Origin of the sequence: Paramicrobacterium salitolerans (assembly GCF_051513965.1) — a bacterium.
GTDB lineage: Bacteria > Actinomycetota > Actinomycetes > Actinomycetales > Microbacteriaceae > Paramicrobacterium.
Map to the genome: position 1 here is coordinate 1,550,244 of NZ_CP195847.1, position 25,125 is coordinate 1,575,368.

At 61.5% G+C, this 25,125-nt stretch carries 21 protein-coding genes and 2 tRNA genes; 9 read left to right on the forward strand and 14 right to left on the reverse strand.

Going from position 1 to position 25,125, the window contains the following annotated elements:
• Positions 1-91: 91 nt before the first annotated feature.
• Positions 92-694, reverse strand: a complete 603-nt coding sequence (locus tag ACSAGD_RS07400) for a TetR/AcrR family transcriptional regulator (protein ID WP_437585061.1) — start codon at positions 692-694, stop codon at positions 92-94.
• A 99-nt stretch (positions 695-793) separates the two neighbouring features.
• On the opposite strand from ACSAGD_RS07400, the gene ACSAGD_RS07405 reads away from it, so the two are divergent.
• The 4 genes from ACSAGD_RS07405 to nikE are packed head-to-tail and all read left to right on the forward strand — an operon-like array spanning position 794 to position 5,856.
• Positions 794-2,431: an ABC transporter substrate-binding protein gene (locus ACSAGD_RS07405; protein WP_437585062.1), complete on the forward strand. Its 1,638-nt coding sequence runs from the start codon at positions 794-796 to the stop codon at positions 2,429-2,431.
• Positions 2,432-2,462: 31 nt separating this feature from the next.
• Positions 2,463-3,416, forward strand: a complete 954-nt coding sequence (locus ACSAGD_RS07410; RefSeq protein WP_437585063.1) for an ABC transporter permease — start codon at positions 2,463-2,465, stop codon at positions 3,414-3,416.
• Positions 3,413-4,258, forward strand: a complete 846-nt coding sequence (locus tag ACSAGD_RS07415) for an ABC transporter permease (protein WP_437585064.1) — start codon at positions 3,413-3,415, stop codon at positions 4,256-4,258. Before ACSAGD_RS07410 ends, ACSAGD_RS07415 begins: the two co-directional genes overlap by 4 nt.
• Positions 4,255-5,856, forward strand: coding sequence for a nickel ABC transporter ATP-binding protein NikE (gene nikE, locus ACSAGD_RS07420; protein WP_437585065.1), 1,602 nt, complete (start codon positions 4,255-4,257; stop codon positions 5,854-5,856). The genes ACSAGD_RS07415 and nikE overlap by 4 nt, the downstream gene beginning before the upstream one ends.
• On the opposite strand, the gene ACSAGD_RS07425 is transcribed toward nikE, so the two are convergent.
• Positions 5,853-7,955 (reverse strand): acyltransferase family protein, encoded by a 2,103-nt coding sequence (locus ACSAGD_RS07425; protein ID WP_437585066.1) that lies wholly within the window; start codon positions 7,953-7,955, stop codon positions 5,853-5,855. The genes nikE and ACSAGD_RS07425 overlap by 4 nt on opposite strands.
• 182 nt (positions 7,956-8,137) lie before the next feature.
• On the opposite strand from ACSAGD_RS07425, the gene valS reads away from it, so the two are divergent.
• Together valS and ACSAGD_RS07435 are read left to right on the forward strand one after the other, a co-directional pair.
• The gene (gene valS, locus ACSAGD_RS07430; RefSeq protein WP_437585067.1) at positions 8,138-10,714 is read left to right on the forward strand and encodes a valine--tRNA ligase; all 2,577 of its coding nucleotides are present in this window, start codon (positions 8,138-8,140) and stop codon (positions 10,712-10,714) included.
• Positions 10,715-10,730: 16 nt separating this feature from the next.
• Positions 10,731-10,988 carry a hypothetical protein gene (locus tag ACSAGD_RS07435; protein WP_437585068.1) on the forward strand — a complete coding sequence of 86 codons (258 nt, stop codon included), beginning with the start codon at positions 10,731-10,733 and terminating at the stop codon, positions 10,986-10,988.
• Here the strand turns inward: ACSAGD_RS07435 and ACSAGD_RS07440 are convergent.
• The 6 genes from ACSAGD_RS07440 to ACSAGD_RS07465 all read right to left on the reverse strand — a co-directional run bounded on the left by ACSAGD_RS07440 (position 10,982) and on the right by ACSAGD_RS07465 (position 16,192).
• On the reverse strand, positions 10,982-11,821 hold the full coding sequence (locus tag ACSAGD_RS07440; protein ID WP_437585069.1) for a methyltransferase domain-containing protein: 840 nt from the start codon (positions 11,819-11,821) through the stop codon (positions 10,982-10,984). The genes ACSAGD_RS07435 and ACSAGD_RS07440 overlap by 7 nt on opposite strands.
• A gap of 47 nt (positions 11,822-11,868) precedes the next feature.
• Complete coding sequence (gene clpX / locus ACSAGD_RS07445; RefSeq protein WP_437585070.1) at positions 11,869-13,143, reverse strand: ATP-dependent Clp protease ATP-binding subunit ClpX; 1,275 nt, start codon at positions 13,141-13,143, stop codon at positions 11,869-11,871.
• Between the two features lie 140 nt (positions 13,144-13,283).
• The gene (locus ACSAGD_RS07450; protein ID WP_437585071.1) at positions 13,284-13,949 is read right to left on the reverse strand and encodes an ATP-dependent Clp protease proteolytic subunit; all 666 of its coding nucleotides are present in this window, start codon (positions 13,947-13,949) and stop codon (positions 13,284-13,286) included.
• 20 nt (positions 13,950-13,969) lie between these two features.
• Positions 13,970-14,563 carry an ATP-dependent Clp protease proteolytic subunit gene (locus ACSAGD_RS07455; RefSeq protein WP_437585072.1) on the reverse strand — a complete coding sequence of 198 codons (594 nt, stop codon included), beginning with the start codon at positions 14,561-14,563 and terminating at the stop codon, positions 13,970-13,972.
• Positions 14,564-14,730: 167 nt separating this feature from the next.
• Positions 14,731-16,059, reverse strand: coding sequence for a trigger factor (tig, locus tag ACSAGD_RS07460; protein ID WP_437585073.1), 1,329 nt, complete (start codon positions 16,057-16,059; stop codon positions 14,731-14,733).
• A gap of 55 nt (positions 16,060-16,114) precedes the next feature.
• A tRNA-Pro gene (locus ACSAGD_RS07465) sits at positions 16,115-16,192 on the reverse strand.
• Positions 16,193-16,385: 193 nt separating this feature from the next.
• Between ACSAGD_RS07465 and ACSAGD_RS07470 the strand changes: the two genes are divergently transcribed.
• Positions 16,386-16,459: transfer RNA gene (locus ACSAGD_RS07470), tRNA-Gly, on the forward strand.
• Between the two features lie 315 nt (positions 16,460-16,774).
• Here the strand turns inward: ACSAGD_RS07470 and ACSAGD_RS07475 are convergent.
• Both ACSAGD_RS07475 and ACSAGD_RS07480 read right to left on the reverse strand, forming a co-directional pair.
• Positions 16,775-17,305, reverse strand: a complete 531-nt coding sequence (locus ACSAGD_RS07475) for a gamma carbonic anhydrase family protein (protein ID WP_437585074.1) — start codon at positions 17,303-17,305, stop codon at positions 16,775-16,777.
• Between the two features lie 366 nt (positions 17,306-17,671).
• Positions 17,672-17,842 carry a hypothetical protein gene (locus ACSAGD_RS07480; RefSeq protein ID WP_437585075.1) on the reverse strand — a complete coding sequence of 57 codons (171 nt, stop codon included), beginning with the start codon at positions 17,840-17,842 and terminating at the stop codon, positions 17,672-17,674.
• A gap of 364 nt (positions 17,843-18,206) precedes the next feature.
• Between ACSAGD_RS07480 and ACSAGD_RS07485 the strand changes: the two genes are divergently transcribed.
• Positions 18,207-20,765 carry a hypothetical protein gene (locus tag ACSAGD_RS07485; protein WP_437585076.1) on the forward strand — a complete coding sequence of 853 codons (2,559 nt, stop codon included), beginning with the start codon at positions 18,207-18,209 and terminating at the stop codon, positions 20,763-20,765.
• A 118-nt stretch (positions 20,766-20,883) separates the two neighbouring features.
• The gene (locus ACSAGD_RS07490) at positions 20,884-21,369 is read left to right on the forward strand and encodes a Dps family protein (RefSeq protein WP_437585077.1); all 486 of its coding nucleotides are present in this window, start codon (positions 20,884-20,886) and stop codon (positions 21,367-21,369) included.
• Positions 21,370-21,470: 101 nt separating this feature from the next.
• On the opposite strand, the gene ACSAGD_RS07495 is transcribed toward ACSAGD_RS07490, so the two are convergent.
• The 4 genes from ACSAGD_RS07495 to ACSAGD_RS07510 are packed head-to-tail and all read right to left on the reverse strand — an operon-like array spanning position 21,471 to position 25,099.
• Positions 21,471-22,973, reverse strand: coding sequence for an amidohydrolase family protein (locus ACSAGD_RS07495; protein WP_437585078.1), 1,503 nt, complete (start codon positions 22,971-22,973; stop codon positions 21,471-21,473).
• Positions 22,974-22,983: 10 nt separating this feature from the next.
• Positions 22,984-23,979, reverse strand: coding sequence for an Fpg/Nei family DNA glycosylase (locus tag ACSAGD_RS07500; RefSeq protein ID WP_437585079.1), 996 nt, complete (start codon positions 23,977-23,979; stop codon positions 22,984-22,986).
• A complete protein-coding gene (locus ACSAGD_RS07505; RefSeq protein WP_437585080.1) occupies positions 23,979-24,467 on the reverse strand; it encodes a ribose-5-phosphate isomerase in 489 nt (162 codons plus the stop codon). Before ACSAGD_RS07505 ends, ACSAGD_RS07500 begins: the two co-directional genes overlap by 1 nt.
• Before the next feature lie 20 nt (positions 24,468-24,487).
• Positions 24,488-25,099 carry a mycothiol-dependent nitroreductase Rv2466c family protein gene (locus tag ACSAGD_RS07510; RefSeq protein WP_437585081.1) on the reverse strand — a complete coding sequence of 204 codons (612 nt, stop codon included), beginning with the start codon at positions 25,097-25,099 and terminating at the stop codon, positions 24,488-24,490.
• Positions 25,100-25,125: the final 26 nt, after the last annotated feature.

Consider the following 25,125-nt stretch of genomic DNA (forward strand, 5'->3'; position numbering starts at 1 on the left):
CCGTTCTTCCGAAGACTCCCCGGTGATAGCCGGTTCATAGTCGCTGACAGCATTCTACCTTCTGCAGAGCGCGTCAGAGGACACCGGGTCTTCAGACGAAGACTGGTCGAAAACCGGTGCACACCGGGTCGATGGCATCCCACATGTATTCAGAGAGAGGATGCCGTGACACGCCGGCGTTCGCCCATTGGGAAGCCGCAGCGGCGGCAGCCGCCGTGATCGACACTGCCGCGGCTTTCGCTCTCGGGGCTGTCGACTCTGAGACCCGGTTCTCCACATACCTTTCGAGCACACGGCTCACAGCAAGCACACGCGCCAGCCCGGAAGCCTGGAGTTCGTCGCGGAGTCCCATCAGGTCCGTCTGTGTGAACGCCCATGGCACGCGAGAGGCCGGCACATCGGACGTGACAGAGATCAGAGCATCGTGCACGTCGTCGATGACGTTTCCGGATGCCTCTGTCCGAGCCAGCACCCCATCGAGAGCGCCGATCATCTCATCGAGGTCAACCCAGAGCACATCGCTCTTCGCGTCGAAGTAGTTGAAGAACGTGTTGCGGCTCACTCCAGCCCGCAGAGCGATCTCGTCGACCGTGGTGCCGTCGTACGTCTGCTCCAGAAACAGCTCTGCGGCCGCCTCCTCGAGCGTGCGCCGTGACGACCGGCGGGGGCGACCAACCCCTCTCTTCTCTGCCATAGCGTGAGCTCCTCCCGTGGCGCTCTCATTCTGTCATAGGCTTGTTTAATAGACCCCATCCAGTAACAGGTGTCCGAACTCCCGAAAGGCTCTCCTCCCATGCGCTTCTCGTCGCTCGTGAGACTCGTGACAGTCAGTGCGACTGCGGCTCTCGTCCCTTCCGGCTGCAGTGCAGCTGACTCTGTCGACGCTGACAAACCTGTCTCTGGTGGAACATTCGTATACGCGACCGGAGACGCTGAGCCGGACTGCCTCGACCCGCACGTGGGAGGCAACTACCCCCAGGCCCTCGCTGGAGGGCAGGTTATCGAGTCTCTCGTCTCCCGAAATGCAGATGGCACGATTATCCCCTGGCTCGCCACCGACTGGACGGTCTCCGAAGATGGCCTGACATGGGACTTCACACTGCGCGACGATGTCGCTTTCACGGATGGAACACCGTTCGACGCGGACGCGGTCGCAGCGAACATCGCTCATCTGCAGGACCCGGAGACGGCCTCATCAACCGGCTATCTCGCAGTGCAGAAAATCGAATCTGTCGAGTCAGTCGACGCCACGCATGCACGCTTCCATCTCTCGTCGCCGGACAGTGCACTCCTCGAGTCGCTGTCCCAGACCTGGGTCGGAATCGAGTCTCCCGCAGGCATCAAACGTGGAATGGATGAGAACTGCGAGTCACCGATTGGGACCGGACCCTTCACCGTGGATGAGTGGGTTCACCAAGATCACATCACATTCATCAGGAACGACGATTACAACTCAGCACCGGCCGATGCCGAGAACGACGGACCCGCAGAATTCGACTCGATCGAATGGCGCTTCATCCCCGATGCCGCTTCTCGCTACGCCGCTCTCCAGAGCGGCGACGTCGACATGATCGACAACGTTCAGCCTGATGTACTCGCGCAAGCGCAGAAAGACGGCAACTTCACAGTGCTTGACGCGCCCCGAACAGGGGCATCCAACCGTCTTGAGCTCAACGCGGGCAAAGCACCGTTCGATGATCCCAAGGTGAGAGAGGCCTTCGCAACGGGAATTGACATCAATGCGGGCATCTCGTCGCTCTTCTTCGACACTGTTGAACGTTCATATTCGCCACTGTCGAGCGCGGAGCCTCTCGCGGTGAGCGCTCCGGAGGACTTCACGCTCGATGTGGATGGCGCCAACGCCCTCCTGGACGATGCAGGCTGGTCAGAGCGCGACTCGGACGGTTATCGAGTGAAGGATGGGAACCGTCTCAGCCTGGACTTTCCCGTGAGCACGGCACAGTCGATCCCCGCTGAACAGTCTCTGTTCGATCAGATTGCCGCTGGAGCAAAGGATCTCGGCATTGAGATCAACATCGAGCTCATGGATCTGTCCACCTGGTACGCGGCGCTCGGCCAGAATGACTACGATCTGGTGAGTGCCCCTTATACGAAGGTGGGCGCCGATGTACTCAGGATCCTGTACCACTCGTCAGGCATCGAGCCCGCGCCGAGCGGCTACTTCGCCAACCACTCGCAGGTTGCGCTCCCCAAACTCGACGACGCTCTCGAGAAGGCATCTTCTTCCCAAGATGCCGATGAACGCGCATCATTGTACGAAACAGCCCAGAACCTTATCTTGGACGGACACTACATCGTACCCCTCTACGATCAGCTCAACACCTTCCTGATCTCTCCGGACGTCACCGGTGTTCGAGCAATGCCGACGCTTTCGACGCCGACTTTCGTGGATGCTGCTTTCACCGAGTAGAGGACTCCCTTCGTGACGGAGACGCAAAAGGGTGCCACGACCGCCCCCGGGGGAGGCAGTCAGCTGGATCGCATACCGGTTCGGAGGCGGGCTGATCGTGGTGTGGGCAGCAGCGACCATCGTCTTCTTCGCTATGAGGCTCATACCAGGTGATCCCGCAGAGGCCATCCTCGGCGGTCCTGGTTCCCAGGCATCGGACGAAGCGCTTGCGCACGTGCGTCGCGAGTACGGTCTCGACGACCCGATCCTGATTCAATATGGGCGTCAGCTGATTCGTCTCGTGACAGGGGAACTTGGAATGTCCTATTCCCTTCGCGAGTCGGTGAGCGCCGTGATCGGGCCCCTCCTCCTGTCCACGATGGTGCTTGCTCTCAGCTCGTTGCTCGTGGGCTGGCTGCTTGCTGTGTTCCTGACTCTCTATTCGACCCGTGGCTCTCGGCTCAGCGCCGTCGTCGGCAATGCGCTGGAGCTCACCGCGGCATCCTTGCCCCATTTCTGGCTCGCAGTGATTCTCATAGTCACATTCAGCACCGGCCTCGGGATCCTGCCACCCGTGAGCACCGGCACATGGTCGGGTCTGGTTCTTCCGACGTTGACATTGGGCATCCCCATCGCTGGCTTTCTCGCGCAAGTGATGCGCGACGCCTTTCTCGATGCCTTAGAATCGCCGTTCGCTCTGACCTCCCGTTCTAGAGGCGCAAGCCCTACCCGCGTACGTCTCGTCCATGCCCTGCGCCACGCAGCCGTTCCCGGGGTCAACCTCACTGCCTGGGCTTTCGGCTACCTGGTCAGTGGCGCGGTCGTCGTAGAGACGATCTTTGCGAGACCAGGCGTGGGACGGAGCCTGGTGAAGGCAGTTCTCGACCGAGACGTCCCCCTGGTCACCGGCATCGTCCTCGTGACGGCACTCGCGTACGTCATCATCATGATCGTCGCCGATGGCCTCACCAGAGTAGTCGATCCACGCACAGGGCGGCGCTCATGAGTGACATCGAGATTCGGACCCGTCGTCATGAGGCACCATCGAGACGCCGTGTCGGTGCGATCGTCGCCGCTGTCATCGCCGGGACCATCATCGCGTGTGCGGTCTTTCCCGGTGCTCTCGCGCCGTACGATCCGCTCTCTGTTCACCCCACCCAGGCGTTCTCCCCACCCAACTGGAAACACCCATTCGGAACGGACGAGTCCGGCAGGGATGTTCTGAGTCGAGCCATCTACGGAGCCAGGACCTCTCTCCTGATCGGTGCGGCCGCTACGTCGCTCGGGCTCGCGCTGGGAACCCTCCTCGGCTTCACAAGCGGGCTTATGGGACGAATTGCCTCGGCTGTCGTCGGCCGCGTGATCGAGCTGTTCTTCGCCTTCCCAGGCTTGCTGCTCGCACTCATCGTGATCACTGTCGTAGGCCCGGGGCCGATATCCGTCATCGTTGCTGTCGGGCTGTCGACAGCTCCTGGCTACGCTCGAATCCTTCTCGGGCAGGCGCAGCGCGTGCGACACTCGGGCTACGTATCGGCAGCGGTCGTGCTTGGACATCACCCTCTGCGCATCTTCACGAGGACGATCGCCCCGAACACTCTCGCGCCGCTGACCGTTATCGCGACGCTTGGAATAGGTCAGGCAGTCGTGTGGGCTGCGTCGCTGAGCTATCTCGGCCTTGGCACCCAGCCCCCTTCTCCGGAATGGGGCGCAATGCTGAACGCGGGGCGAATCTACATCCAAACCGCTCCCTGGCTGACGATCATGCCCGGTCTGATGATCCTTGCTACCACCATGTCGTTCACCGTCATTGGCAGAACCCTCGCTCGACGGACTGGAAGTGAGATATGACTCAGCTGCTCAATGTCTCAGGCCTTTCAGTCAGGTTCAATACTCGTAATGTCGTCGAGAACGTCAATCTCACGATCTCTAAAGGAGAATGCGTCGCCCTCGTCGGCGAATCGGGTTCGGGCAAGAGCGTCACCGCCAGGAGTTTGATCGGCTTGAGCGGGGCCGAGACTCGCTCTGACACTCACGAGTTCCTTGGGAGGGATCTGCGGCAGACATCAGAGCGGGACTGGCGCGGACTCCGTGGCAAAGAGATCGGCTTTGTGCTTCAGGATGCAATGGGATCGCTCGACCCACTGAGACCGGTCGTCTCCGAGATCGACGAGGCGGTCAAACTCCACTCCCCTGCCGATCGTTCAGCGCGCCGTGCGGAGATCGACCGTCTACTGATGAGAGTAGGTCTTCCACGAAGCGAGGAACTCGGCCGCAGGAGGTCAGATCAGCTCTCGGGGGGCCAGCGTCAGCGCGCGCTCATCGCATCAGCGATAGCTGCCGCGCCGAGACTGCTCATCGCCGATGAACCGACCACGGCGTTGGACGCTTCGACCCAGAGCCGCGTCGTCTCCCTCCTTGATTCGCTTCGCACCGACGGTATGGGACTCCTCCTCATCAGCCACGACCTCGGCGTCGTCTCGAGAATCGCCGACAGGGTTCTCGTGATGCACAAAGGCCGCATCGTGGAATCGGGGACGCGCGAACAGCTCTTCACCCGGCCTTCCTCCGAGCACACACGTCTTTTGCTGTCGTCTATTCCTTCGACGGCACCTCGCGGCGTCCCGCTCGTCCCCGGCCCGAATTCCGAGGCACCGACCACCGCTTCTCAGCGGCGAGACGCACGCCTAGACGCACGCGGGATCTCACGCGAATTCGCGCAGCGACGCCTGCCCATTCGGGCGGTCGACGACGTCGAGATCTGCCTGCGTGGAGGACGCACACTGGGGCTAGTCGGCGAATCCGGATCCGGAAAGTCCACGCTCGCCCGCATATTGGTTGGACTCGAGAAACCGCTCGAGGGCGAGGTGACGCTGGACGGCGAGAGCTGGGTGCCCCTAGCCGAACGGAAGCGACGGCTTCGGCGACGCCGCGTCGGTTTCGTCTCCCAAGACAGCCTCGGCTCCTTCGACCCGCGTTGGAACGTTCGTCGCATCCTCACAGACGCGCTCGAGGATGCCAGGGTCAGCCGTGCCGATCGTGACAGTGCTGTGCTGCGTCTACTTCAGGATGTGCGGCTCGCACCCGAGCTTCTCGAGCGGAACTCGGCGGCGCTCTCCGGAGGTGAGCGTCAGCGCGTCTCCATCGCTCGTGCGCTAGCTGGCGATCCTGAACTGTTGATCCTCGATGAAGCGGTGTCTGCGTTGGACGCGAGTGTGGCCGCCCATATCATGGATCTCTTCGACCACCTCCAACGCGCACGCGGGATCGGCTATCTCCTCATCAGTCACGATCTCGGCGTAATCCGGCATATGAGCGATGAGATCGCGGTTATGCGGCGGGGACGCATCGTCGAACGCGGGCCAACTGAGAAAGTTCTCGAGGCTCCTCAGCATCCCTACACCCTCGAGCTGTTGCGCAACGTCCTCCACGTCCCCCATCAACGCTAGGCGCTGGTAGTCGCAATTGCGTCATCGAGCATGTCCCCGAATGGAGTGGCGAGCGTCGACGAGTACACCCAGCTGATGTGGTGCGTGTCACGGAACGCAAGCACTCCCCCGATCACCGGTGGACACTCACCGTCAACGACGAAGTAGTCGCTCATATCGACGAGTGAAACGCGTGAGTCAGAGGTCTTCTCGGCGGCCTCCGCAAGCGGGTCCTCGTCAAACGCCTCATCCTCCGGAACGGCACAGTCCGTGGCTGCATTCTTCCCGCTCACCGTTACACAGTTGAGCACGTCCTTGTTCATGTGAGGTGTATCCCGAACAGCGATGATGCTGCTTATGCTGTCGGGCAGCTCACTCCAGCGCTCCTCGTAAGCAGTCGCAGCGGTCTCCTGCCATGATTCCCCTGGCGCAGCCTCGACGGGGTTGGCCGACTTCGCTGATGTGACGATGGTGTCGATATCGCCGGAGTGCTGCAGGTAGTCCATGGCCTCGTCATTCCAGGTCCGGCACGTGTCGACAAGGCTGGCAGTCTCTGCATCTGACTTGTTCGGCTCGTCACGGTCAACTCCGATGAACGGACAGGATGCCTTCGTCAGGACCTTCACATGCCAGTTGTGATCTTCAGCCGCGATCGAGATGGCACTCAGCCACTGCTCTGCGTGCGAATCGCCCACGAGGGCGATCACATGATCGGCATCCTTCTCGTCGACACCGTATTCGCACACCTTGAGCTCATCATCACGAGTGTTCGTGATGCATCGTTCTGGAGACTTATCGACAAGAGCCGGGTCAGGCACCGCAGCCGTCGCGGGCTCGACCTCGCAGCCGGATCCTGGTTCGAGCGCCGCGGCGCCAAAGCACGGCTCGTCGCTCGCGACGATGCTCTTGAGCTCAGCCTGACGGTTTTCGACCTGTTGATCAGCGGCTCCAACCCCGAGCGCGGTGACCGCGACCACGCCAGCCATTGACGCCGCTGTGAAGGCGAAAGTAAGGCGCGGGCGCCAACCTGCAGTGACACCGGTCCGAATCGGGTCCTCCACCCACTCCTTCGATGCCCATGCCAGCAGAAGCGTCAGCACCGCGATGAAGGTGAGATCGAACCCCGTTAGCCCGCGCTTCAGAACGAAGGGAGCGAGTGTGATGAGTGGGAAGTGCCACAGATAGACGCTGTATGACACGTCCCCAAGCCATTGCATCGGCCGAACAGCGAGAACACGTCGAGGAGACCAACGCGGCTCCGGGTCGTGCGCGATGATGACCGCCACGGTCGCCAAGACCGGGAGCGCCGCCGTGTAGCCGGGGAACGGCGTGCTGCCTGTATACAGCACAGCGCTCACGACGATTCCTGCTAGCCCCGCCCATGCGAGAGCGGAGCGCACGCGTTGGGGGATCGAATCGACGAGATCGGGCTTTGCCGCCACCAGAAGAGCTGTAAGACCTCCGAGCGCAAACTCCCATGCGCGTGTCGTCGTCACGAAGTAGGCCGCCGCAGGATCGAACGCGGTGTTCCATACCGACCACGCGAATGACACCACCGCGACGAGGCCGATCGCGATTCCGAACGCGCGATAGGGGCTGCGCTTGGATCGCAGCGCCAACCACAGCGCAGCCACCATGATGAGCGGCCAGATGATGTAGAACTGTTCCTCAGTCGAGAGGGACCAATAATGCTGTACTGGTGATGCCTGCGCCTCCGCTGCCATGTAGTCGACAGCCTGATCCGCGAGTGTCCAGTTCTGGACATAGAGCGCCGACGCCGCGACTTGAGACAGGAAGTCCGGTTTGAAGCCGGTAGGTACGAGTATCCACACCCCGGCGACAGTCAGAATGAGGACGAGCAACGCGGCCGGAAGCAGACGTCGCGCGCGCCGTGCCCAGAATCGAGGCAAGTTCACGCGAGCGCTCGAATCGATCTCTCGAAGCAGATGGGCAGTGATGAGGAAACCCGAGATCACGAAGAAGACGTCCACGCCGACGTAACCACCGGGGAGGACGGACGGCATGAGGTGGAAAACCACCACTAGGCCGACCGCTATCGCCCGCAGCCCTTGTATGTCGGTCCGCACTCCGGTCGTGCGTCCGCTCGTCGTCGTGGACATGAGTGGATCACCAGCCATTCGTCGAATACCCCCACTTTAGGGGTGACAGACGAAAGAGATTCCCACTGAACGTCCAGGGAACGCTCTCATTCTGCGCAGTGCACAAAGACAGTTACGATGGTCTGAAACCTCTTCCAGGCACGTTCACACGGTGCCGCCCATATCGAATCGGAGTCTTTACCATGACCAACGTTCCCGACAAACCGAAGCTCGAAGGCCTAGAAGCGAAGTGGGGCCGTGTCTGGGAGGACGATCGGACATACCGATTCGACCGGGCCGCCGCAGCTGAGGGCGGACGCTCGTGTGTCTATTCAATCGACACGCCTCCACCGACGGCGTCCGGCTCGCTCCACATCGGCCATGTGTTCAGCTACACCCACACCGACGTGATCGCTCGTTATCAGCGCATGAGCGGAAAGACCGTCTTCTATCCCATGGGATGGGACGATAACGGCCTCCCAACCGAACGTCGGGTTCAAAACTATTACGGTGTGCGCTGCGACCCAAGCCTCCCCTACGAGCCTGACTTCGTTCCGCCGTACAACGGAAACGGCAAGAGCATCAAAGCCGCGGATCAACAGCCGATCTCGCGTCGCAACTTCATCGAGCTGTGTGAAAAGCTCACCGTCGAGGATGAGAAGCAGTTCGAAGCACTCTGGAGAGATCTCGGGCTCTCTGTGGACTGGACGCAGAGTTATCGCACCATCGGTGAGGAATCGCTGAAGACGAGCCAGCACGCGTTTCTGAACAGTCTGAAGCGCGGCGAAGCGTATCAGGCGATGGCTCCCACGCTGTGGGACATCACGTTCCGCACCGCTGTCGCGCAGGCCGAACTCGAAGACAAAGAACAGCCGAGCGCATATCACCGAGTCGCATTCCATCGCGCGGACGGCGGGACGATTGAAATCGAGACCACACGTCCGGAATTGCTTCCTGCCTGCGTCGCACTCGTTGCGCACCCCGATGACGAGCGGTATGCGAAGTTCTTCGGTACAACTGTGACAACACCGGTCTTCGGCGTTGAGGTGCCTGTGCTCGCTCACCACCTCGCACAGCCCGACAAGGGTGCCGGTATCGCAATGATCTGCACCTTCGGTGACGTCACCGACGTCGTCTGGTGGCGTGAGTTGGATCTTCCCAACCGCACGATCATCGGCTTCGACGGGCGGATCCTCCGGGAGGCACCGTCGGCGATCACGAGTGCTGAGGGTTTAGCTGCCTACGAGCAGCTCGCTGGCAAGACTGTGTTCAGCGCAAAGAAAGCCGTCGTGGAGCTCCTCTCCGAGTCGGGAGACCTCATTGGCGAGCCGAAGCCAATCACCCATCCCGTGAAGTTCTTCGAGAAGGGCGACAAACCACTCGAGATTGTCTCAACTCGCCAGTGGTACATCACGAACGGCGCTCGGGACGAAAAGCTCAAAGCCCGACTTCTCGAACTTGGCTCAGAGCTCACATGGCATCCGGACTTCATGCGGGTGCGATATGAGAACTGGGTCGGTGGTCTCAGCGGTGACTGGCTTGTGTCGCGCCAACGCTTCTTCGGCGTCCCGATCCCACTGTGGTACCGACTCGACGGCGCGGGCGAGCCTGATTATTCTTCGCCGATCGTTCCCGATCTGGCGGCCCTGCCCGTTGACCCATCGAGTGACCCGGCCCCTGGCTTCGACGAGAGCCAGCGAGGAACTCCCGGTGGGTTTGTCGGCGAGGTCGATGTGATGGATACCTGGGCTACCTCCTCCCTCACCCCGCAGATCGCCGGAGGCTGGGAGCGTGACGCTGAGCTCTGGGGTCTCGTTCACCCGTTCGATCTGCGTCCGCAGGGACAGGACATCATCCGCACCTGGCTCTTCTCCACGATGCTTCGCTCGGTGCTGGAAGACGATCAGAAGCCCTGGCGCCATGCGTCGATCAGCGGATTCATCGTCGATCCTGATCGCAAGAAGATGTCCAAGTCCAAGGGCAATGTGGTCACTCCTGCCGACATGCTGGAGAAGCACGGGTCGGATGCTGTGCGTTACTGGGCCGCATCGTCACGACTCGGCACCGACGCAGCCTTCGACCCGCAGAACCCCACGCAGATCAAGATCGGGCGACGCCTGGCGATCAAGATCCTGAACGCATCGAAGTTCATTCTCGGCTTCGAGGCTTCGGCAGATGATGAAGTCACCGAGCCGTTGGATCTCAGCATGCTGTCGTCGCTCCGTCAGGTCGTCGCAGAAGCCTCGCGTTGCTTCGCCTCGTACGATCACGCCCGCGCGCTTGAAATGACTGAGTCATTCTTCTGGACCTTCTGCGATGACTATCTCGAGCTTGTAAAAGAACGCGCATACGGTTCGGACGCAGTCGCCCGTGGGTCGGCTGTGGCAGCGCTTCGGCAGGCTCTCGGGGTGCTGCAGCGGCTGTTTGCCCCCTTCCTGCCGTTCGCGTCTGAAGAGGCCTGGTCATGGTGGCGCGAGGGATCGGTGCACGTTGCCCCGTGGCCAGAGGCCGATGAACTGACCCTGGACGGGGATGCTCGCGTGCTCGAGCTCGCCAGCGAGGCCCTGATCGGTGTGCGCCGTGCGAAGACGGACGCGAAGGTGTCGCAGAAGGTCCCGGTGGAGCACGCGGTCATCACCTGCCCGGCGGAAGACGTCACACTGCTGCAATCTGCGGCGAGCGATCTCGCTGCGGTCGGGCGCATCCAGTCCCTCTCCGTCGTGACGGGCGACGCGATCGGCGTGTCCGAGATCACACTCGGTGAGGCCGAGAAAGCGTAAGTCGAGGAGACGAAACATGCAGCTTGGCACACGATGGAACGCCGGCACCCCCGGCCCGTCGAGCCTTCCGGATGTCGTCCTCGACGCTGTTCGCAGCGTCGAGGACGAGCTCAGGTCCGAAGAGATTCAGCTGGCGGACTGGTCATGGACACTGACGTGGCTCGAGGGTCGTCCAATCGTCGAACTCGATGACGGAACGCTGATCACATACAACCCCGAGGAGAGGTCAGCAACGGTCCGCCACGACGAAAGCGAGTCCGAGGAAGACTACTGAACCGGTCGACCGTCACGGTGGTCTCCAGGCGCACGTGCGATGATCTCGCCGTGCATCATTGCCAGCCAGCCGCGATCATCCGCTGCCCATTGTCGCCACGCGTCAGCGATCCTTTCAAGATCTTCGACACGGGCTTCACCGGATTCGAGCGCGTTACGGGCGAAACCGGATTCAGTGGCGCGATTCGCCCATGACGTGCCCCACCAGTCGCGCTCGGAGGGAGTCGAGAAGCACCAGGCGGAGGCCGAGGAGACAACGGAGCTCGCTCCGGCCTCGATCGCGAGTGCATGGAGTCTTCGCCCGATGTCAGGATCGCCGCCGGAGTAATGTGCGGCGGCGAGGTAGATCTTCAGCCAGAGTCGGAGCCCGTCATTCTCCGGGCTCCAGCTGGTAGACGAATAGATGACGTCGCGAACCGCGAGGATCCCACCGGGCTTGAGGACTCGCATCATTTCGCCAAGCGCGGCAGCCGGGTTCGCGAGATGTTGGAGCACCTGATGCGCGTGGACGATGTCGTAGCTTCCGTCCTCGGCGTCGATACTGTAGGCGTCACCGACACGAAACTGCGCGTTCTGACAGCCGCGCGACTCGGCATAGGCCTCCGCACGAGCCTTCATATCGGGCGCCACATCTAGGCCGGTAACCGTGCCGGGGAACACGCGTTCAGCGATATCGACCGTGATCGTGCCTGGCCCGCTTCCCACGTCCAGGACATGCGCGCCGGCGGTCAAGTGGTCGAGAAGATACGCTGCAGAATTCTCGGCTGTTCGCCACTCGTGAGATTGGAGCACACTCTCGTGATGTCCGTGCAGATAACGATCGTTAGGAGACATGACAGCAGGTTACTGTGATCGCCCTCCTGCTACGCGGACTGTGACGCTCAGGCGGACTTCTCGCGCTGCTCCGTATGGTGCTCCACGACAGGCGCGCCGCCCTCCGACACCGACTCTCGAGTAACGATCACCCGAGCCACGTCGCTGTTGGACGGCACATCGAACATGATGGGGCCAAGCACATCCTCCATGATCGCGCGAAGCCCACGCGCTCCAGTCTTGCGTTCGACAGCGAGATCTGCGATCGCTTCCAAGGCGTCGCGCTCGAACTCAAGCTCGACGCCATCGATCTGGAGCATCCGCTGATACTGCTTCACAAGGGCGTTGCGAGGTTCGGTAAGAATCTCGATAAGTGCATGCTGATCGAGCGGAGTGACTGTCGTCAGAACAGGTAGCCGCCCTATGAACTCCGGGATGAGTCCGAACTTATGAAGATCTTCGGGAAGAACTTCGCTGAACAGATTGACGTCGTCGCCCTTGGAATGAAGCGGAGCACCGAATCCGATTCCGCGTTTACCTGCTCTCGAGGACACGATGTCCTCCAGTCCTGCGAACGCGCCAGCCACGATGAACAGAACGTTTGTCGTGTCAATCTGGATGAATTCCTGATGCGGATGTTTCCGTCCCCCCTGCGGAGGCACAGAAGCAACAGTCCCTTCCAGAATCTTCAAGAGTGCCTGCTGGACGCCCTCGCCAGATACATCTCGAGTGATCGAAGGATTCTCCGCCTTGCGAGCGATCTTGTCGATCTCGTCAATGTAGATGATGCCCGTCTCGGCCCGCTTGACGTCGTAGTCCGCAGCCTGCAGCAGTTTCAGAAGAATGTTCTCGACGTCCTCGCCAACGTATCCAGCTTCTGTCAGCGCTGTTGCGTCGGCAACGGCGAACGGGACGTTCAGCCTCTTCGCCAAGGTCTGCGCGAGGTACGTCTTACCGCAGCCGGTGGGCCCAACCATCAAGATGTTGCTCTTTGCGATCTCGACGTCTTCTTGCACGCTGTCCGCGCTGGAGAGCGTCGAACGCGCCCGCACACGCTTGTAATGGTTGTACACGGCGACAGCAAGCGATCGCTTGGCGGTCTCCTGCCCGATGACGTACTCCTCGAGGAAGTCAAAGATCTCTTTGGGCTTAGGAAGCTCGAAGTCGCCGGCTGACGACTCCCCAGCCTCTGCGAGACGCTCTTCGATGATCTCATTGCAGAGTTCAACGCACTCATCGCAAATGTATACACCGGGGCCCGCGATAAGCTGCTGGACCTGCTTCTGGCTCTTTCCACAGAAGGAACACTTCAGCAGATCAGCGCTCTCACCGATTCGCGCCATCAGCTGACCTCCCTCAGTCTGGCGATTCCCATATGAAGAGCCTAACCCGTGCTATCGACAGAGTCGGCTTCTCTGCGGCGTGTATGTCAGAGATGAGGCCGGCCGCGGAGCGTCCGGGCCGGCCTCATCACTGTGAACAGTTACTGCGTTATGGCCGTCGAGTTCTTCCGACTCGTCAGCACCTGGTCGATGAGACCGTACTCAAGCGCTTCCTCCGCCGAGAGGATCTTGTCTCGGTCGATGTCGTTGTGCACCTGCTCCTTCGTGTGATTCGAGTGAGCGGCAAGCGTCTCTTCCAGCCATGTCCGCATCCTCATGATCTCCGCAGCCTGAATCTCGATGTCCGAGGCCTGGCCCTGCCCCGCCTGACCTACAGCGGGCTGGTGAATCAAAATCCGCGCGTTTGGGAGAGCCAGACGCTTTCCGGGGGTGCCCGCCGCAGTGATGACGGCGGCCGCAGATGCGGCCTGCCCGAGAACCACTGTCTGAACATGGGGGCGAATGTACTGCATGGTGTCGTAGATCGCCGTCATGGCGGTGAATGACCCACCGGGTGAGTTGATATACATCACGATGTCGCGGTCCGGGTCCATGCTCTCAAGGACCAGCAGCTGCGCCATGATGTCATCTGCCGAGGCGTCATCGACCTGAACACCAAGGAAGATGATTCTGTCTTCAAAAAGCTTCGCGTACGGATCCTGCCGCTTGTAACCGTAGGCCGTGCGCTCTTCGAAGCTGGGAAGGATATACCGTGAGTTCGGCATGTGCAGGGCGTTGCCCGCTGCTTCAAACGTTGGAGTCTGCATAGTTCGTGGTCCTCTTCTGGCTACTTCTGCGAGTTGTCGGTTCCGCCGCCGCCCGTGACATCGGTCGCCGACTCTCGAATGTGGTCGACGAAGCCGTATTCGAGGGCCTCCTGTGCGGTGAACCAGCGGTCGCGGTCGCCATCCTTGTTGATCTGCTCGACGGTCTTCCCCGTTTGCGATGCGGTGATCTCTGCCAGCCGCCGCTTCATGTCGAGGATCAACTGAGCCTGCGTCTGGATGTCGCTCGCTGTGCCGCCGAAACCTCCGTGCGGCTGGTGAAGAAGAACCCGCGCGTTCGGGGTGATGTAGCGCTTGCCCTTCGTGCCGCTCGTGAGCAGAAGCTGCCCCATGGAGGCCGCCATACCGATTCCGACAGTGACGATGTCATTCGGAACGAACTGCATTGTGTCGTAGATCGCCATTCCGGCAGTGATCGACCCGCCGGGTGAGTTGATGTACAGATAGATGTCGCGCTTCGGGTCTTCTGCCGCTAGCAGAAGGATCTTGGCGCAGATCTCATTGGCGTTCTCGTCGCGCACCTCTGAGCCCAGCCAGATGATGCGGTCTTTCAGAAGCTGGTCAAAAACACTCTGGGCCACAAGGGGCTCTGCCATGTTGCGCTCCATTCGTTATCGCTACAGTACGAATCTACTTGAGCGCATGCGGCCTGTCGGGCGTGTTCGCCCTGGGCAGATCGATGCGCTCTCTACCTTCTCGACAACAGCGACGGGACCTGGCCTCATCTGGCCAGGTCCCGTCGCTGCAATCTCTTAGGAGATGCTCACTCGCTGTCGCTCGAGGTCTCCTCGGAGTCCTCCGAGTTCGCTTCATCATCGGCGGGCGGAAGGAAACCCGTCAGGTCTACGGGTGCACCTTCGGTGTCGACGATCTCGGACTTGCCGAGTACAACGGCGATCGCCTTGTTGCGCGCGACCTCGCCGACCATCTGAGGAATCTGGCCGTTCTCGTCAAGGATCTTGATGAACTCTCCCGGCTCCATGCCGTACTGCGCCGCACCCTGAATCAGGTACTGCGTGAGCTCTTCCTGACTTACCTGGACGCCCTCCTTCTCGACGATCGCATCGAGAAGGATCTGCGTCTGGAAGTTCTTCTGGCTCGATTCTGTGACCTCGGCCCGGTGCTCGTCATCCTCGAGGCGACCCTCGCTCTCGAGGTGACGCTCGACTTCGGCCTCGATGAGGTTGTCAGACACAGGAATCTGGGCGGCTTCGAGCAGAGCATCGATGGCCTTGCTACGCGCCTGAGTGCCCTGCTCAAATGTCTTCTGACCCTTCACCTGCTCGACGAGACTCTCACGCAGCTCACCGATCGTGTCGAACTCGCTGGCGATCTGTGCAAAGTCATCGTCGGCCTCGGGAAGCTCGCGCTCCTTGACCGCCGTGACGGTGACAGCGATCTCAGCCTCTTCGCCTTGACGTTCTCCCCCGAGAAGCTTTGAAGCGAACGTCGTGCTCTCACCGGCAGTGAGCGACTCCACAGCTTCATCCATCCCGTCGAGTAGCTCGCCTGAGCCGATCTCGTACGAGACGCCGCTAGCAGAGTCGACCTCGTCACCATCAATAGTGGCGGTGAGATCGATCTGCACGAAGTCGCCGGTCTTGGCTGGGCGGTCCACGGAGACCAGCGTGCCGAAGCGCGTGCGCAACTCATCGAGCGCTTTGTCGATGTCGGCGTCGGTAACTTCAGCCGGGTCTACCTCGACTTTGAGACCTTCGTAGGCGGGCACGTCGAAATCGGGGCGAACGTCGACCTCGACCGTAACGACCAGATCGCCTGAGAAGTCCTTGTCGCTCGGCCATTCCGCAACGTCTGCCTCGGGACGTCCGAGCGTCTGAAGGTTCTCCTCTGCGACAGCCTGACGGTAGAAACCGTCGAGACCTTCGTTGACAGCCTGCTCGATGACGGGGCCCTTGCCGACCCGCTGGTCGATGATCGCGGGGGGCACTTTACCCTTGCGGAATCCGGGAATCGAAATCTGCTCGGCGATGGCCTTGTAAGCGCTGCTGATGCTCGGCTCGAGTTCCTCAGGCGGGACCGAGATAGTGAGCTTGACCCGAGTCGGGTTCAGCTTTTCGACCGTGGTCTTCACGTTGATGCGTTCTCCTGTGATTTGGATTCTTTCCTCATTCGAGGACGTATGGACATGGTCGGGGCGACAGGACTTGAACCTGCGACCTCCCGCTCCCAAAGCGGGCGCTCTAGCCAAGCTGAGCTACGCCCCGGCGCACGTGAACCGGTATGGACCTTCACCAAGGCATAAGCAGGCGAAATGACCTCAAGCATTCTACTGTACTGCGACTCAAGCCTTGCACAGGTTCACTGGAAGCGGAACTTCACTCTCAAGCCTCTCGAGAGACAAGTGGTCAATGATCACCAAAACATGTACTACGATTGTTCGCGTGCCACCCGGCGTTCGGGGATGTAGCTCAATGGTAGAGCCTCAGTCTTCCAAACTGATGGTGCGGGTTCGATTCCCGTCATCCCCTCCAAATCTCGACCCGCATTCATAGCCGGGACAGGAGTTGCTAGATTGTGTTCAGCGCGCCTCCCGGCGATAGATCATCGTCGGATCTGAGAAGTTCTGAGTCAGGGAGAGAATCACCGGATGAAGTTGCCCCGGCTTGAGCAGATCTGGACGGTTGTGGGTGTCGTCCTGTTCCTTATCGGAGGCATTCTTCTCGCAATCGGCCGTTTCGGCCCAGGCACGCTACTCATGGCCGCGTGTGCGTTTTGCCTAGGTTCAGCCATGGCGGCGCATCGTCGACGCGAGCGCGCCGAGCGGAAGCGCTGAGCTTCGCTCCTCTTCAGATTCGTCGATGGAGCCGTGCGTTCTCCACGTAGTGTGCAGCGTTCTCTCGGATCGACTCAACCTCGTCATCTGTGAGCTGCCGTCTGACCTTCGCAGGGACGCCGGCCACAAGCGATCGCGACGGGATGTCTGTCCCACCGAGCACAACAGCGCCGCCGGCAATGAGAACCTCATCACCGATGTTCACTCCGCTCAGTATCACAGCGCCCATTCCGACGAGCACCGTGTCACCGATTGTGCACCCATGCACCACCGCGTTGTGACCAACGGAGACATCCGTACCCATTCGCACCGGATGACCTGGATCCACATGCACAGCCACTCCATCCTGGAGATTGCTGCGATCACCGATCGCGATCGCATCCGAATCGCCGCGCAAGACTGCGTTGTACCAGACTCCCGTCTCATTGCCGAGCGAAACGTCGCCAACTATCTTTGCGCCCGCGGCGACGAAAGCGGAGTCGGCAACCACAGGCGCTCTCCTATCAGGCAGAGAAATGATTGCATCGTCGTCAACACTGCTCATACTCCCAGAGTATCCCCATCTTCCCTTGTCAGCCCGGCGTGCGGAGGCGTCAGTTTCCTTTCGATAAGGAATCATGGACCGCATGTCGGCCTCAAAGACTGAGAAACGGGAATCAGTGACGCGTCTTCGCGTCAGACACCGCAGTCTCGCCGTGTCCACATCCACGACCGGCATCGTGATCGCGGCCGCCGCCGTGCTCTGGCTTTTCATCCTGGCTGATCACCCGGTCAGGATTCTGATCGGCGGGTTCACCTTCGCTGTTCTGGCGACAATCGTTGCCCTCCTTGAGCGCAGAGCCCGCTACTTCCTGGGGGCGTGTGTCTCGATGGTCAGCGCAGTGCCTCTCGTCGCCGCACTCCACATCGCTCAGGTAGCGGAGGTTCTGCCTTTCCACACGTCCCAGCCGAACGGTTCGGTCTCGGCCGCGGTGGCCGCCGCCAGTGCGATACTCTTCGGCACTGCGGCGGCAACTCGATCAAAGAGCTTTTCTGCTGTGGCCTTGGTGTTGGGCGCGTCTGCAATTGTGGGCATCGCCATGGAGGTCGTTCCGTCGGCCGCACTGACATCCCGTGTCTGGCTGGGTTGCACGCTTGTAGCCCTGCTCGGCACCTGCTGGCCACTCTTTCGGGAATCTGCTGGCGCTCGAGTGGTAGCCCGGAGCCTCGCGGGCGCATCCTCGTTCGGCTCCCTCATTGTGTCTCCAGCCGCATGGCCTGCACTCCCAGGTGGAACGTATTGGGCGTTCATCTTCACTGGCCTGGTGCTTGCGGCGCATCTCTGGCACTCGCCTGTCGCAGTTACATTTTCCGATGCCGTGGCGCCACGGACAGAGACGATCTCGATTCGACACCGCACAGGTTCTCCCACTCGGATTCGCGAACTTGGGGCGTGGAAACTCGCAATGAGCATCGGCCTCGGCCTTGCGTTCGCGGGTGCTGCTGCGACGCCCGCTGCTCACCTGAGCGATTTCTCCGCGCGCCTCATCGTGCCCACGACATTGAGCGGTGTCGGCGCGGTTTCGCTTGCAGTCCTCGCCCGTCAGACACAGCATCTGAGAAGCAGCCCCGGTCTGACCGTCGCGAGCCTCATCGTTCTGGCCGTGGGGGCCCTAACGGTCATCCCTTCCCTCGGGCTCGGGATGCTGGAATCGACGGTGCGCATCGCACAGCCCAACTTCTCCAGTGGTGCTTTCACGCGGCATCCTCTCGTGTTCCCTGACACGAGCCCCTCAGCATGGCTCGTCGTTGCGATCTTGACTGCGTCTCTGAGCGCGGTGCTTACCGTATGGAACCGCTTGAGCGACCTGCACTGGATCCCTCTCCTGTCCGGCGCGTTCACAGCGTTTGTCGCCCAAGCGGGTGCATCCAGCGCTGCCGCGTCCACAGGTATCGTGGCAGCTGCGACCGCTGCCGCCGTCTTTGTCTTCGCACGCGCACCCGAGCGACGCGCCGTGAAGATTGTCGGAGGCCTGAGCGCGTTCTTCTTCGCCGTTCTTGGGTTCGTGACAAGCGCCACCAGCGTGCCGGTCTGGGTGTTGAGCGCCATAGTCGCCCTCGTCTCTCTCATTATGTTGCGGGTGCTGATCGGGGCCCGCGTCTCACGACGCTTCCAACGGATGCTGATCCCTCCGGTCACAGTGACTGCTGGTCTGATACTTCTGGTTTCAGCGCGGTGGACGTCCTCGCTGCTGGCCTCACCTTCGAGCGCCGCGACAGCATTCACGACGGTGCTTGTGGCATGCTGCTTCATTGCGGCTGGGGCGATCATGTTTCGTTCAGTCATACGGTTGGACGGTCAGTCGCTGGCTGGCGTCGGAGCCCTCGGGACGGTCTTCGGCTTCGTCGAGGTCGTTACGGTGTCGAGCCAGGGCTCCCACACCGCCTACATCGCGAGTCTGGTTGCCCTCCTTCTCGCGGAGATCGCTTGGCTACCCTCTCGCGGCGGCCGTGAACGTTTTGCCTCCTTCGTCGCCGCGGTCGCGACACCGCCAACGGCCGCATTACTCGGAGTCGAACTCTGGCGAGCCATCGGACCTGCCGTATGGGGAGCGCCCGAGCTGATCGCTGTGTGCATTTGCCTGCTGCTCGCTGCAGTCGGCGTGTTTGCGTTCCGCTATCGTTCAGGATCGACCGCTCATTCTCGAACGGTCAGGCTCGCGTGGGACTCGTCGATAATCCTGACGTCGATCGTCACTGTTCCAGCTGCACTCACGAGCAGCGACTTCGGCGCTCTGAATATCCTCGCTCTCGGCCTCATGCCGCTCTGTTTCTCGCTCGGTCCGAGCACGGATTCCGCAGGGCCCCATCCACGATCCCTTCTGGCATGGGGCGCACTGCCAGGAGTCGTGACTGCAGCCTGGCTCGCACTTCGAGAGCTGGAGATCTATACGCCCGTCGCGCTTGCACTGACGGCCGTCACGGGTCTGGCGCTCGCATTCATTCTCATGCTGATCTCAATGTCGCCCGGTGCTCGACGCCGGTCGCCATGGCCAAACCTGCTCATCGTCAGCACTCTGGCATTTTCGCTCTTACCGATCAGCGTGGCCACCCTGTCCCGGCCCGAGTGGTTGGGCCCTCTGGTGCTGAGCACGGCCCTGCTGATAGCGGTCGGCCTCGCAATGCCAAATCCGCTCGGTGGAATACATCTCGGCCTCTGGTGCTGGCTCACTGGAACCTCCGGCTTCGGCCTCGCGGCTCTCCTGCGATGCATCCAGCTGGTTGATGAGCCAGTCGCATCATGGGGGCTCCTGGCGTGGAGCCTCCTGTCCGGTCTCGTGCTCTGCGCCTCCGGCCTCGCCTGGCAGAAACGTCACCCCCGGCATTTCCCGCTCGCTCGCCTCGTCGCGGGTTGCGGCCCGGCAATGATCGGAATTCCCCTCGCGTTCGCAGTCAGCCGTCAGGATGCTCCCGCGCTGACCGTCGTTCTCTGCGGTTTCTCATTGGGGGCCCTGACCGGCTTCCCCCAAGCACTCGTGCGATCGACCGCGTTATGCGCAGCTGCGTTCCTCGCAATCGGCGTACTCGTCGGCGTTTCTCTTCCCGTTGAAGTAGCAACGCTGAGTTTCGGTGCCGTCGCACTCGCACGCGGTCTGTGGGAATGGCGCGCGTCTGGCGGGTCGTCATGGCATCACATTGGCGTCAGCACAGCGTTCCTGCTCGGTCCAAGCCTCTTCGCTGCCTTCCTCGTGCTCTCTCCTCTGCGCCTGGCAGGTCTCGTTCTCCTCATCGCAGGCCTCGCTCTCGGCGGGATGCTTCTGCGAGCCCGCGCGTTGGTCGTCTCTTCGGCGTTGGCCGCGACAGCGCTCGGCATCGGCCTCGCCTGGCCGGCCGTATCTGAGTTCACGCCCGGGTGGGCGATAGCCGCGCTGTTCATGGCCGCTTTCGTGATTCTTCTGCTCACTCGCAGCTCGCCTCACTCACCTGTCGCACATTCCGCGCAGATCATTTCGCGGATGCACTGAAAGCGTCTTTCATCTGGACTTTGTAAGCCTTGCCTCAGCTAACTGAGGATAGCCAAAACTCGCTTGCGGAATATTTTCGCGGTACTAAAGTTGAATTCATCAAGAGAAGAGGGATGATATGACTACTTCACAGACCGAAAAGCTCACCAACGTCAACCCGGATGTCGCTTCCGGAACCGCCCAGTTCCTTTCGCCCCTGGTCATCGACCTTGAGGCACTCGTCGTGAACGGCAAGCAGGCACACTGGCACCTGCGCGGCAACAACTTCATCGGTGTTCACGAGCTGCTCGACACCCTCGTCTCGGACGCCCAGGAGTGGGCCGACCTCGCAGCAGAACGGGTGGTCGCTCTCGGGCTGCCGGTGGACTCGCGGCTGTCCTCGGTCGCGTCGAAAACCACAGTCCCGGAACTGAGCGCTGGCTTCCAGCAGTCAGAGGACTCCATCGCTGAGGTTGTCGCAATGCTCGACGCAGTTATCACCACGGCACGCACCGCTGTCGATGAGCTCGACGAGATTGACCTGAACAGTCAGGACGTCGCTGTCGAGATCGTGCGCGGGCTCGAGAAGGACCGTTGGCTCCTCCTAGCCCACATCGCGAAGTAAGGAAACACTTCTCAGTTGAGAGGGGTGGATGCCGTGGGCATCCACCCCTCTTCTCTTCCTGCGCATCGTCGGCATTGAGACCATCGGGTCGGCCGATCAGATTAGAGTGTGCGGTGCGTCCATCGCCCGTTCACAAGCGTTCCCGACACGGGCATGGTTCTCAGCCAACTCGGGTCAGCGGTCAGAGGATCGGCATCCAGAATCGCCAGATCGGCTGTGTCTCCCTCGCGTAGGTGCAGACGACCGGACGGCACTGAGGCCGTCAAAGCCTCACGAACGGTCAGGCTCTGCTCCGGATGCCATGCGCTGCGACCATCACGAGTTCTCAGAACAGCGGCCGACACGGCAATCCAGGGGTCGAGCCGAGCTACGGGAGCATCCGAACCGAGAAGCAGTCGCACTCCGGCATCGACGAAGCTCCGAAGTTGGAACGAACGGACGGTACGATCACTCCAATGACGATCGGCAATATCGCGGTCGTCCATCGCGTGCTCCGGCTGCACGCTCGCCGCGATGCCGAGCCGTGCCATCCGTTCGATATCGCCCTCTCGCATCAATTGCGCGTGCTCGATCGTGCCCTTTGCCCCGGACTCCGCATAGGCGTTGAGCGCGTTGGCATTCGCTCTGTCCCCGATCGCGTGGACCGCACAGGCGATTTCCGACTCGGCGGCGCGGCGCATGAGGTTCGTGAGGTCTCGCTCGTCAACGTTGAGGATGCCGCTGTGCGGAGAATCCAACGCGGTATACGGGCCGTCACAGCAGGCAGTCCTCGCGCCTAGCGACCCATCCGTGATGATCTTGAACGGTCCGACGCTCACGAGCCCGTGCGTGTGAGGAATGATCTGACCGGTCTGGAACCCCTCCGAGATCGCCCGCTCAAGATCGTTCGTGTAGACCCCGAATGAGACACGGAGTTGCGTGCTGCCGGCTTGAGTGCGCCTCGCCCAGACATCCCTGTTCCACGCCATCTCCATGTCTGTGATACTCGTGATTCCTCGAGCTGCAGCGGCTTGTGCGGCTTCGTCGGCCCACGCGTCCGACAGCTCCGTAGGGATCTCGTCAAGCTGCTTCTGAACGTCGAACGCCCGCTCCTCCGTCAGCAGGCCGCTGAGGTCACTCGGTGCCCCGAACAGCCGAAGCGCCGCCGAGTTCAGCCACACGGCATGGAGATCTCCGGACAGCAGCACAACAGGAGTGTCTCCCGAGGCTGAATCCAGCAGCGTCGCCGAGGGAGTGTCCGGCCAGAGAGCATCGCGGAATCCCACTCCCACCAGCACGCCTCCCCCGTGCGATGCCATTGCCCGCTTCACGAGGTGAGCGGCTTCCTGCGCGCTCCCCGCACCGCTCAGATCAGTTCGCCTGCTGGCGATCGCCCAGAGCGTGAAATGCACATGTCTGTCGTGAAGGCCTGGCATAACGGTCCGACCGTCGAGAGGTATCGTCTCGCCCCTCGGCGCAGAGGTCCCCGTCGGCCGGATCCTCGTGATGACGGCATCGGTCAGTTCGATGTCCATGGGCTCGCCGCCCCCGAGCGCGCGCGCCCCGACCAGAGTCTGAACCCTTCCGCTCCCGGGCGACACCGCCCGCAGTCGAAACTCGGTCACCGAAACCTCGCTACGCCTGACATTCCGGGCACCAATAGAGCTTCCGTGCGGCCATCTCCTCAAGCACGATGTTCGTACCGCAACGACGACACGGAAGCCCTTCGCGCTTATACACCCAATGTCGATCATCGCGATTCGCCATCGCTTTGGCATATTCGTCGCGAGACAGGCCGTCCATCGTCATCATCTGCCCTGTCTCAATTCCGATTCGGAGCAGCACGACCCAGTCACGCCAGAGTCCTCGGGCGATCTCTTCAGGAACGTCGCGCCCGGGCCGATGAGGATCGAGCCCCGCCCGAAACAGAAGCTCGGCGCGATAGACGTTGCCGATGCCACTGACGACGGACTGGTCCATGAGCAGGATGCCGATAGGAGTCGGCTTCTTCCGCACGACGCTCACGAACTTCTCCTCGGCCTCCGGAGAGTCATCGTGCATCGGATCGGGGCCGAGCTTGTTGATCGTGGCCTGAATCTCGTCGCCCGATCGGATTTCACATGCAGTCGGACCGCGCAGATCGGCTACCGTGTGCTCCGTCAGCAGGCGTAGGCGAACAGCTCCCACCGGTGCTGGAGGAAAGGTGTCCCAATCGGCGGAAGTGTCACCCTTCGTCTGCTCTGACATGCGAACGCGCGCCTTCCGGGGCGCTCCGATGCTTGAGAGCGAGTTCTCACCCGCCTTGTCGAGCACCCGAAGGGCGTCGTCCGTTCCGCGCTGATTCGTCTGCCCCATACGACCGTTGGCCGACTCAATTGTCGGGTCCGCGGCAATCTCCCCCGCGAAATCCCAGGCACCGTAGATGCCGAGGTGCACGCGCAGCCAGACATCATCGCCAAAATCGGCAAACATCTGTTTGCCTACCGCGAAGACGTTCTCCAGTCTTCTCCCGTCGAGCAGCTCAGCGCCTTCCACGAACCGTCCCTGAGGAGACGACGCAGCGACGTCCCGATGAACGAAATTGTGAGTGAACTGCCGAGCTATGCGGTGAACTGAATGGCCTTCGGGCATCAGCGATCGACGCCCTTGCCCACGATGTCTCCCGTTTCCTCGTACTCGGCGAGCTGCGCAATGCGCCGCGCATGGCGCTCGGCACCGCTGAAGGGGTGGGCGATGAACGCGTCGATGAACGAGAGCACTTCCTCGTACGAGTGCTGACGAGCGCCGATCGAGATCACGTTGGCATCGTTGTGGTCGCGCGCCAGCTTAGCGGTCGACAGGTTCCAAACGAGCGCCGCGCGTACTCCGCGCACCTTGTTGGCAGCGATCTGCTCACCATTGCCTGATCCTCCGAAGACCACGCCGAGCGCTTCGACACCGGCTTTCTGATCGCGGACGACCGCGCGTGCTGCGTTGATGCAGAACGCGGGATAGTCGTCATCGGGGTCGTATTCGGCCGGTCCGTGATCGATGACCTCGTGGCCCTTGTCCGTGAGGTAGTCCTGGAGCTTCCTGCTGAACTCGAGACCTGCGTGGTCCGTGGCGATGTGAATGCGCATGCGTCTATCCTGCCCTTGCTTCAGTCGAACTGGGGACCGACAGTACGTGTGCGCTTCAGCTCGAAGAAACCAGGGTAGGATGCCGCAGCCACGACGCCATCCCACAGACGTACTGCTTCCTCGCCCTTCGGCGCGGGAGAGATGACGGGGCCGAAGAACGCGACGCCGTTCACCGCGATGATCGGTGTGCCGACATCCTGACCGACCCGCTCGATGCCGTCGAAATGCGAGGCGCGCATCTGGGCGTCGAACTCGTCGCTCTCCGAATAGCGCGCGAAGTCGGCTGGCAGCCCGACCTCATCGAGAGCACCGGCAATGACGGCATCCGCATCTGTGCTGCCCCCGGGATGGATTCGCGTGCCAAGCGCGTCGTAGAGAGGCTTCACGAGCCCCGGCCCGTGCAGCTCCGACGCCGCAGTCACGAGGCGTGTGTAACGAAGCGCCCGCGGGAAGAAAGCGCGGTAGTCATCGCTCACGTCTTTGTCCTCATTGAGAACGGCCAGGCTCATCACGTGCCACGTGACGTCCAGCGTCCGTTGGGCGGCGACTTCGTCCAGCCATCGGGACGTCATCCATGCCCACGGGCACGAAGGGTCGAACCAGAAATCCACGGAATCACTGTGACTGCTCATGTTCCCCAGCCTAGCGATCCACACCC